The organism is Rhodobium orientis, from assembly GCF_003258835.1.
GTDB lineage: Bacteria > Pseudomonadota > Alphaproteobacteria > Rhizobiales > Rhodobiaceae > Rhodobium > Rhodobium orientis.
Genome location: NZ_NPEV01000012.1, coordinates 21,175 through 30,207, shown reverse-complemented (window position 1 = coordinate 30,207; position 9,033 = coordinate 21,175). Strand labels below are relative to the sequence as shown.

At 65.4% G+C, this 9,033-nt stretch carries 8 protein-coding genes; 2 read left to right on the top strand and 6 right to left on the bottom strand.

Going from position 1 to position 9,033, the window contains the following annotated elements:
* The first annotated feature begins 142 nt into the window (after positions 1 to 142).
* Positions 143 to 832 (top strand): Crp/Fnr family transcriptional regulator, encoded by a 690-nt coding sequence (locus CH339_RS07925; protein ID WP_111433810.1) that lies wholly within the window; start codon positions 143 to 145, stop codon positions 830 to 832.
* Positions 833 to 1,072: 240 nt separating this feature from the next.
* Here the strand turns inward: CH339_RS07925 and CH339_RS07920 are convergent, their stop codons facing one another.
* The 6 genes from CH339_RS07920 to CH339_RS07895 all read right to left on the bottom strand — a co-directional run bounded on the left by CH339_RS07920 (position 1,073) and on the right by CH339_RS07895 (position 8,016).
* Positions 1,073 to 1,441 carry a hypothetical protein gene (locus CH339_RS07920; protein WP_111433809.1) on the bottom strand — a complete coding sequence of 123 codons (369 nt, stop codon included), beginning with the start codon at positions 1,439 to 1,441 and terminating at the stop codon, positions 1,073 to 1,075.
* A 294-nt stretch (positions 1,442 to 1,735) separates the two neighbouring features.
* Positions 1,736 to 3,961: an esterase-like activity of phytase family protein gene (locus CH339_RS07915; RefSeq protein WP_111433808.1), complete on the bottom strand. Its 2,226-nt coding sequence runs from the start codon at positions 3,959 to 3,961 to the stop codon at positions 1,736 to 1,738.
* Between the two features lie 216 nt (positions 3,962 to 4,177).
* Positions 4,178 to 5,815: a chaperonin GroEL gene (gene groL, locus CH339_RS07910; RefSeq protein WP_111433807.1), complete on the bottom strand. Its 1,638-nt coding sequence runs from the start codon at positions 5,813 to 5,815 to the stop codon at positions 4,178 to 4,180.
* A 140-nt stretch (positions 5,816 to 5,955) separates the two neighbouring features.
* Positions 5,956 to 6,243, bottom strand: a complete 288-nt coding sequence (gene groES / locus CH339_RS07905) for a co-chaperone GroES (RefSeq protein ID WP_111433806.1) — start codon at positions 6,241 to 6,243, stop codon at positions 5,956 to 5,958.
* 205 nt (positions 6,244 to 6,448) lie between these two features.
* Positions 6,449 to 7,105 carry a DNA-3-methyladenine glycosylase I gene (locus tag CH339_RS07900; RefSeq protein ID WP_111433805.1) on the bottom strand — a complete coding sequence of 219 codons (657 nt, stop codon included), beginning with the start codon at positions 7,103 to 7,105 and terminating at the stop codon, positions 6,449 to 6,451.
* A gap of 110 nt (positions 7,106 to 7,215) precedes the next feature.
* On the bottom strand, positions 7,216 to 8,016 hold the full coding sequence (locus CH339_RS07895; RefSeq protein ID WP_111433804.1) for a protein phosphatase CheZ: 801 nt from the start codon (positions 8,014 to 8,016) through the stop codon (positions 7,216 to 7,218).
* Between the two features lie 155 nt (positions 8,017 to 8,171).
* Here CH339_RS07895 and CH339_RS07890 point away from each other — a divergent pair, with 155 nt between their 5' ends.
* Positions 8,172 to 8,933, top strand: coding sequence for a DUF2927 domain-containing protein (locus tag CH339_RS07890; RefSeq protein WP_111433803.1), 762 nt, complete (start codon positions 8,172 to 8,174; stop codon positions 8,931 to 8,933).
* Positions 8,934 to 9,033 lie beyond the last annotated feature (100 nt).

The following is a 9,033-nucleotide window of genomic DNA, read 5'->3' as shown; positions in this document are numbered from 1 at the left end:
TACACTCCATGGTAGCGAATACGGAGTCAAGGCGTGTATCCTCCACCCCTGCCCGTCCCTCCCGGCCGTCGCGCCCGCTACGGGCTTGCCGGCGCGGCCGCGAAATAGGCTATGCTCGGGATATCAATCCGGGGAGGCGGCCATGCGGCTCGACAAGAGTTTTCTGGAAAACAGCTTTTCGCTTGCCGGACTGCCGGAGGCGCTGGCGGAGGGCCTGTCGGGGCTTGCTCGCGGCGTCAGCCTGTCGTCCGGCGAGATCCTTTTCCACACCGGCGATCCGGGCAACGGCTTCTATGCGGTCCTGGAAGGGTCCATCAAGGTCAGCGTCATCTCCCACGAGGGCGAGGAGCAGTTGCTCGCCGTCTTCGGCCCGGGCGCGCTGGTCGGCGAACTGGCCCTGCTCGACGGGCGGCCGCGCTCGGCGACGGTCACCGCCTTGAAGCCGTCGAGGCTCGCCTTCATCGAAAAGGCCGCCTTCGCGCGCTTCGGCGATGCCAATCCGGCCGTCTACCGGCACATGCTGGCGGTCGTCGGCACGCGGCTCCGGCTTGCCAACGATGTCCTTGCCGCGCGCAGCTTCCTGCCGCTGCCGGGCCGGGTGGCGCAGACGCTGCTGCAGCTTGCCGAGACCTTCGGCAAGCCGCTCGACAACGGCCGGGTGCTGATCCACTACAAGGTCAGCCAGGCCAACCTTGCCAATATGGCGGGGGCGGCGCGGGAGAACGTCAACCGCGTCCTCAGCGACTGGAAGCGCTCTGGCACCATCAGCCGGATCTCCGGCTATTACTGCATCGAGAACCACGACGCGCTGAAGGCGGCCTCGGAGATCTGATCCGATAGCCGGCCATGTCGGTTTCTGGTTGTGGCTGCCGTGGGCGCCCGCACGAAAGGCCGGACTGGATTGCTTCGCTGCGCTCGCAATGACGCTCTCTTGTCATTGCGAGGAGGCCGACAGGCCGACGCGGCAATCCATACGGCGTCGCGTGCGCCCTAAATCCCGCCAAAACCCAAAAGCCCCGCCGGGGGACATCGGCGGGGCCTTCGGTGTTTTGGAGGTCAAGTCAGGCAGGGATCAATCGCAGACCCAGACCTTCTTCCTGACGATCACGCGCTCGCCCCAGCGGTTGTAGCGCTTCTTGCGGACGATCTCCCAGCCGCAGTCGCGGGTCGCGACATAGGCGGCGCCGGCGGCAAAGCCGAGGGCGGCGGCGCCATAGCCCCAGCCGCGGCCGTGGCCACGGTGCCAGCGGTGGTGGCGACGATGGCGGTGGCGCCAGCCGACCTTCTGGACTTCGGCCGTGGTGTCGGCGGAGGCGGCGGCAACGGCCGGGCCGACATTGAGCGGGCCGGCGGCGGCCGGCGCGGCGGTGGCGGCAAAGGCACCGGCGAGGATGCTGAGGGCGGTAAAGCCGGTGACGGTCTTCTTCATCAGGGTGTTCATGGCAGTGTTCTCCTTCAGGTGTCTCATCAACTGTTTGGTTGGTGGTGGAGCTGTCCGTTCCTTCGGGGCTCCGCTTCGGGGCTCTTTGGTGCCCCCCGATGATTTGAAGGTAAGGGCGATCGCGGCCCGGCGTTGTGACCGGCATCACGCTTTGGCGCGTTGGGAAAAAACTGCGGAAAATCTCCGGAAAAGGGCCGCCAGACAAAGAAAAGGCCCGGAAGGCGAGCCTTCCGGGCCGAGGCGGTCTTGGCGGCAAAGGCGGGAGGGGCTTTTTGCCCCTCTCCGCAAGCGGGATCAGTCGAGGCGCTTGACCGAACCGAGGTCGAGGAACAGCGTCTCGCCGGAGGCATCGTCGACGCCGTCATTGTCGGTGACGGCAAGGATGCGGCCGTCGGCGGTGACCGTCAGGCCCTCGACCTTGTCGGGCGTCCAGCCCCTGGTCGCGGCCATCGCCGGCAACAGGTCGATGGCAAGGCGCTTCGTTACCACCGGCAGCTCGCTGCCGACGGCGCCGGGGGTGACGCCATCAAGGGAGGTCACCGTCACCTGCTTGATCGCGGCGTCCGGACCGCCCTTGTTGTCGCGCTCGATGACGGCGAAGCGGGCGCCGCCGAGGGAGGTGATTTCCGAAAGGCCGACCCAGCCACCAGCGGCCGAGCGGGGCTTGTCCAGCGGATAGTGGACGAAGCCCCAGGTCTTGTCGGCCGGGTCGTAGATGCCAAGCTTGGTCATGCCCTTCGGATCGTCGCCCCATTCGCGCTGCACGGCGACGACGACGCGGGTCTGGCCGCCCACCTCGTATTCGGCAACGCCTTCCAGGCTGAAGCGTGCGGCCTTTGCGACGAGCTCTTCCGGCAAGGAGATCTCCTCCTCCACCGTGCCGTCGGCAGCGGCCTTGATCAGGAGATGCTGCAGCTCCTTTTCCGGATGGCCTTCACTGGCCAGCCAGAAGCCGCCTTCGCTGCGCACCGCGATGCCCTCAAGGTCGTAGCCCCTGGCGGAGCCGCCCTTCAGGTCGACATAGGAGACGATCTTCGCCGGCATGGCGGAGACGTCGAGGGTGAAGATGCGCGCCGCGTCATAGAAGCTGTCGCTGACGGCATAGACCTTCGCGGCATCGGCCGGGTCGGCGGCAAGGCCGGAGAGAGCGCCCCAGCCGATCGGCGCCTTGGTTGCCGGGTCGGTGTCGGAAACGATGGTCGGATAGGACGGCTCCATGGCGCCGAAGCTGTAGATGCCGAGGATCGCGCGGACGCTGTCGTCAGCGCTGTCCTTTTCGTTGGCGACGATCAGGAGATCGCGGGACGGGATGGCAAGCAGGCCTTCCGGGGCGACATTGGTCGGCAGGAACTGGACGAATTCCGGCTCGGCCCCGGTGTCGCGGTAGACGGCAACGAAGTTGGCACGCTCCGAGGAAACGAAGATCAGGCGTTCGCCGCGGAAGGTGCCGACGGTCGTGCCTTCCGGCTCGGCGCCCTTCTTGTGGGCGCGCTTGGCCGGATAGTGGCCGGTGCGCATGGCCATCTGCTCCAGGGCGTTGCCGCTGTCGTAGAGCACCGTTCCAGCCTTGTCGAAGATGGTGAAGCCGCGCGAGCCGCCCTTGTAGTCGCCCTCGTTGGCGGTGACGAAGCGGTCATTGTCAATCCAGGCGACGGCATCGGGCTCGCGGGCGACGTCCGTGATCGAGCCGGCGCCGTCGACGGCGCGGGCCTTCTCGGTCGGGATGTTCTCCGCGCTCGACGTGCCGGCGGAGAAATGCGCCGTTACCTTGCCGGTGGCGAGGTCGACGAGCGCGATGTGGTTGTTCTCCTGCAGCGTGACGACGGCGATGTTGTCGGCATTGATGGAGACGAATTCCGGCTCCGGATCCTCCGGCGCGATCTCGGCAAGGCCGGTCATGTCGACGATGCGCACGGCATCGCAATTTGTCGGCCGGCCCTCGGCGTCGAGGTCGAAGATCGCGAGGTGGCCCGCCGGCATCTGCGGGATGACGCCGTCATCGAGGTCTTCGTCGCGCTCGTTCTCGATGGCGATTGCGACGAACTTGCCGTCCGGGCTGGCGGCAACGGAGTCCGGCTGGCCCTTGACGTCGCATTTCGCAACCGTTTCGCGGCTGTCGACACCGATCACGGCGAGATGGCCACCCGGCTTGACGAAGCTCTCCGAGGTATTGACGCCGGCAAGGGCAAAGCCGCCGGCAACGGCGACCGAGGTCGGCTCGCCGCCGAGCGCGGTGCGGCCGAGCGGCTTCGGCGCCGCCGGCTGCGTCGCGTCGACGAAGACCAGCGCCTCGCCCGGGCCGTCGGTGAAGATCAGCGTGCGGCCATCCGTCGACGCGGCGGCGATTTCGGCGACCGTTTCGGTCGCCTTGTCGACGCCGTCGCCGAGGGTCTCGTAGACCGGCATGGACGCGGTGCGCTCGAAATAGGCGGCACCGTCGGCAGCATTGGCGGCGGTCACGGTCGCGGCTGCGAGGATCGCGCCGAGGCCGGTCGTGAGATGGCAGCGAAGGACGCGCATGATCTCTGGCTCTCCCTGGAATTTTCCGAGTATGCGGATGTGAGGATTCGTTGAGGCTGGGCGGGAGGCTAGGTGCGGTTCATGCAAGCCGGGTGACGCTTCCTTGAAAGTTCCGTGACGGTTCGGCAACGCGGAAAAGCCAGGCGTTGCCACAACGAAAAAGGGCGGCCCGAAGACCGCCCTTTGCCGTATTTCGTTGCGTTGTGGACGCGTGGCTTAGAAGCCCATGTCGCCCATGCCGCCACCCGGCATCGCCGGTGCGCCGGAGTCCTTCTTCGGAATCTCGGCGACCATCGCCTCGGTGGTGATCAGCAGGGCGGCGACGGAGGCCGCGTCCTGCAGGGCGGTGCGCACGACCTTGGTCGGGTCGATGATGCCGGCCTTGATCATGTCGACATAGGACTCGGTCTGGGCGTCGAAGCCGAAGTTCTCGTCCTTGGACTCGGTCACCTTGCCGACGACGATCGAGCCTTCCACGCCGGCGTTCTCGGCGATCTGGCGGATCGGCGCCTCAAGGGCACGCAGCACGATCTTGATGCCGGCTGCAACGTCGGCATTGTCGCTGGTGACCTTCTCCACGGCGCGGCGGGCATGCAACAGGGCGACGCCGCCGCCCGGCACGATGCCTTCCTCGACGGCCGCTCGGGTCGCGTTGAGGGCGTCGTCGACGCGGTCCTTCTTCTCCTTCACCTCGACCTCGGTGGCGCCACCGACGCGGATGACGGCAACACCGCCGGCGAGCTTGGCCAGGCGCTCCTGGAGCTTCTCGCGGTCGTAATCGGAAGTGGTCTCCTCGATCTGGCCCTTGATCTGGCCGACGCGGGCCTCGATGTCGGCCTTCTCGCCGGCACCGTCGACGATCGTGGTCTCTTCCTTGGTGATGGTGACGCGCTTGGCGGTGCCGAGCATGTCGAGGGTGACGTTCTCAAGCTTGATGCCGAGGTCCTCGGAGATCACCTGGCCGCCGGTCAGGATCGCGATGTCCTCCAGCATGGCCTTGCGACGGTCGCCGAAGCCCGGGGCCTTGACGGCCGCGACCTTGAGGCCACCGCGCAGCTTGTTGACCACGAGGGTGGCGAGCGCCTCGCCCTCGACGTCCTCGGCGATGATCATCAGCGGACGGTTGGACTGCACCACCGCTTCCAGAACCGGCAGCATGGCCTGCAGGTTGGAGAGCTTCTTCTCGTGCAGGAGGATGTACGGATCCTCAAGCTCGGTGACCATCTTCTCGGCGTTGGTCACGAAGTACGGCGACAGGTAGCCGCGATCGAACTGCATGCCCTCGACGGTCTCCAGCTCGAACTCCAGAGCCTTCGATTCCTCGACGGTGATGACGCCCTCGTTGCCGACCTTCTGCATCGCCTCGGCGATCTTCTCGCCGATGATGTGCTCGCCATTGGCCGAGATGGTGCCGACCTGGGCGACTTCCTCGGAGGTGTTGATCGACTTGGACTGGGCGGTCAGGTCGTCGACGGCGGCCTTGACGGCCATGTCGACGCCGCGCTTCAGGTCCATCGGATTCATGCCGGCGGCAACCGCCTTGGCGCCTTCCTTGACGATGGACTGGGCGAGGACGGTGGCGGTGGTGGTGCCGTCGCCGGCCAGGTCGTTGGTCTTGGAGGCGACTTCGCGCACCATCTGGGCGCCCATGTTCTCGAACTTGTCCTCAAGCTCGATTTCCTTGGCCACGGTGACGCCGTCCTTGGTAATGCGCGGGGCGCCGAACGACTTCTCTATGACGACGTTGCGGCCCTTCGGACCGAGCGTCACCTTGACGGCGTTGGCGAGAAGGTCAACGCCGCGAAGCATCTTGTCGCGGGCATCGGATCCGAATTTTACTTCCTTGGCAGCCATATTTCAGCTCCTTGAATGTCTTTCCCGGTCCGGAAGGATCCGCCGGGTGGTTCGGTGGTGGACTGGGACAGTCAGGCCAGGCTCGCGCCGGTCGGCGCGGATGCCGGGGTGACGTCCCGATCGTCGTTGCTACCGGCGGGTCAGCCGATCACGCCCATGATGTCGGATTCCTTCATGATCAGGACATCCTCACCATCGATCTTGACTTCGGTGCCCGACCACTTGCCGAACAGGACCCGGTCGCCGGCCTTGACGTCCATCGCGATCAGCTCGCCGGACTCGCTCCGGGCGCCCTGACCGACGGCGACGACTTCGCCTTCCTGCGGCTTTTCCTTGGCAGTGTCGGGGATGATGATGCCGCCGGCGGTCTTTTCTTCGGATTCGACGCGACGGACGACTACGCGGTCGTGAAGAGGGCGAAACTTCATTTTGAAAAGCTTCCTCTGAGTTTTTGCCGTGAACGTTTGTTCGCTGTTTGCGTGAGCGTTAGCACTCTCTTCAGGTGAGTGCTAACAGTCGTCGCTGAGTTAGTCACGGGAAGGGAAACTGTCAAGACGCGGTGCAACATGGCGGCGAAATTTTTCGCCCAAAGCAGCCCCGGAGCGCCCTCAAATGCCGCCATCGTTAACGGCATCAGGCCGGCTTGTCGAACGACGCCCTCTGCCGCTCTACCTCGTGTCGGCACCAGCAACTTTCAAGGTGGTCGTTGACGATGCCGACCGATTGCATGAAGGCGTAGGCCGTCGTCGGGCCGAAAAACTTCCAGCCGCGCTTCTTCAGATCTTTCGCAAGCGCCACCGACTGCGCGGTCTTTGCAAGGGGCCCGAGGCTCGCCTTGTCGAAGCGGGCGGGGCGCTCCTCCGGCGCCGGCTCGTAACTCCAGACGAAGGCGGCGAGCGAGCCCGCCTCCTCGACCAGTTCCACGGCGCGGGCCGCGTTGTTGATCGCCGCCTCGATCTTGCCGCGGTGGCGGATGATTCCGGCATCGCCCAGAAGCCGTTCGACATCCGCCTCGCCGAAGCGGGCAACTTTCTCGAAGTCGAAGCCGGCGAAGGCGGCGCGGAAGTTCTCGCGCTTGCGCAAGATGGTCAGCCAGGACAGGCCCGACTGGAAGCCCTCCAGGCAGATCTTTTCGAACAGGCGCCGGTCGTCGGCGACCGGCCGGCCCCATTCGGTGTCGTGGTAGGCGAGATAGTCCGGCAGGTTGCCGTGCCACCAGCAGCGCGGGCGGCCGTCGGCGCCGATCAGGATGCCGTCCTCCGGTGTCTGCTGCTCGTCGTCCTGGTCCATGACGTCCCCCTCGCCCTTTGGAAGAGATAGAACATATCCGGAACAAATAGAAACGTCCAGACGGCCGAGGCCGTCCGGACGTCAAAATTCTGTGCCGGTTTTTCCGTCGATCAGGCGAACAGCGCGTCGATGTCGTCCTGGGAGGCCACGCCCTCGTCGACCTGCTGGGCCGGTCCGTTGAGCAGCGCCTTGTCGGCGTCGCTGTGGACCTTCTCCTCGTGGATCTCGCTTTCCACTTCCTTGAAGCTGTCGATGCCGCCCCAGATCTCCATCATCCGGGAAATACGGTTTTCGACAAAGCGCAGGGCGTTGACGACCTTGGTGATGCGCTGGCCGGTAATGTCCTGGAAGTTACAGGCCTCATAGATTCCGACGACCTTGTCCTGGATGTCCGCGGCCATGTCCTGGTCGCGGTTGGTCAGCCGGGCGGCCAGGTTCGAGGCCTGCTCGTCGATCGTCTCGACCGCGGCGAGGATCTTTTCCGTCGCCTGCTCGGTGCCCTGCACGACCTCGTCGAGCTCGTCGGTGACGCGCGTCATCTGCTTGCCCTCGAACGAGTTGACATGCAGCGACGCGATCTCGCGCTTGGTCTGGCTGATCGCCTCATGCATGGAGTCGAGCTCGACCTTGAGCTTCTGCGCCTCGTGCATCTCCTGCTTGAGGTGTTTGAATTCCTCGTCGAGATGGGCGATGTCGGCCCGCACCTCGTCGGCCCTGCCGCTGTCGTCGCTGCCGGACGGCCGCGCCTTGGCAAGGTCGGTGACCATCTGCTTGAGCGCCGCGACCTCGCGCAGCACTTCCTGATGGCGCCGGTCGGCGAAGTGATCGATGGCAACCGGACCCGAAGAGGCCATGCCGGCCGGTGCGCCGTGCATTGCCTCGACGCGAAAAAGTCGTCTGCGATTGGTCATGCAAGTCCTCATTATCCCGAGCTTTAACCTAGCCCGGCGACGATTAATGAAGTCCTTACCGTGGCAAGCGCTTGTATTGGCGATGGCAGAACAGTTGGACCGGGTCGGACAACGCGCTAAAATCCGGCCAGTCGAACAAGGACACCGAGCGTCCCATGTCCCGCGTCTACACCGTCCGCAACCGCCTTCGCGGCCTTGCTGCTGCCCTTGCCGCGGCCATCTTCGCCGTCGCGCTGGCCTCGGCCGCCGGCGCGCGGAGCGATGCCGCCCCCACCGGCTTCAGCGACCGGGAACTCATCGACGGGTTCATGAAGACGGTGTTCGGGCTGGAATACCGGACCTGGAACTGGCAGCCCTATCTGGTCAAGAAATACACCGGCAATGTCAGCTTCTTCGTGCGCAACATCTCCGGCAACGACCGCAGGCGCGACGCCACCGCCTTCATCCGCAGCCTGAGGAGCAAGATCCGCGGTCTCAGCCTCGACTTCGCGTCACGTCCGGACGACGCCAATTTCGTCGTCTATATCGTCGACCGGAACCAGTATGAAGGCATCGTGCGCAACGAGATCTACGGCGATCCCGCGGCCAGCGCGCCCGGACGCTGCCTCGTTCGCGTCCTTTCCGACGAACGCGGCATTTCGCGGTCCACCGCGGTCATCGTCGCCGACGAGGGCGAATTCCTGTTCCACCGCTGCCTGGTGGAGGAGGTGCTGCAGGGGCTCGGCCCGATGAACGACAACCGGAGCCTCACCCACAGCGTCTTCAACGACGCCTCCCGGCACAGCGAGTTCACGGTCTACGACCGCTACATCCTCAACATGCTCTACCATCGCCGGATCCGCCCCGGCATGACCCAGCAGCAGGCCCGCGAGGTGCTGCCGAGCGTGCTGCGCGACGTGCGCCGCTTCGTGCATTAGCCCCGGCACAGGTCTCTCCGCCCGCCGACAGGCCTTTTTTCGTTCCTTTTGCCGCCGTTTTTCGCCAAGATGAACGACCGGCCGCCCTACGGCTTTGCGC

Bases quoted from the DNA above. Each gene is read 5' to 3' on its own strand.
- CH339_RS07925 (WP_111433810.1), top strand. From the start codon at position 143: ATGCGGCTCGACAAGAGTTTTCTGGAAAACAGCTTTTCGCTTGCCGGA.
- CH339_RS07920 (WP_111433809.1), bottom strand. From the start codon at position 1,441: ATGAACACCCTGATGAAGAAGACCGTCACCGGCTTTACCGCCCTCAGC.
- CH339_RS07915 (WP_111433808.1), bottom strand. From the start codon at position 3,961: ATGCGCGTCCTTCGCTGCCATCTCACGACCGGCCTCGGCGCGATCCTC.
- groL (WP_111433807.1), bottom strand. From the start codon at position 5,815: ATGGCTGCCAAGGAAGTAAAATTCGGATCCGATGCCCGCGACAAGATG.
- groES (WP_111433806.1), bottom strand. From the start codon at position 6,243: ATGAAGTTTCGCCCTCTTCACGACCGCGTAGTCGTCCGTCGCGTCGAA.
- CH339_RS07900 (WP_111433805.1), bottom strand. From the start codon at position 7,105: ATGGACCAGGACGACGAGCAGCAGACACCGGAGGACGGCATCCTGATC.
- CH339_RS07895 (WP_111433804.1), bottom strand. From the start codon at position 8,016: ATGACCAATCGCAGACGACTTTTTCGCGTCGAGGCAATGCACGGCGCA.
- CH339_RS07890 (WP_111433803.1), top strand. From the start codon at position 8,172: ATGTCCCGCGTCTACACCGTCCGCAACCGCCTTCGCGGCCTTGCTGCT.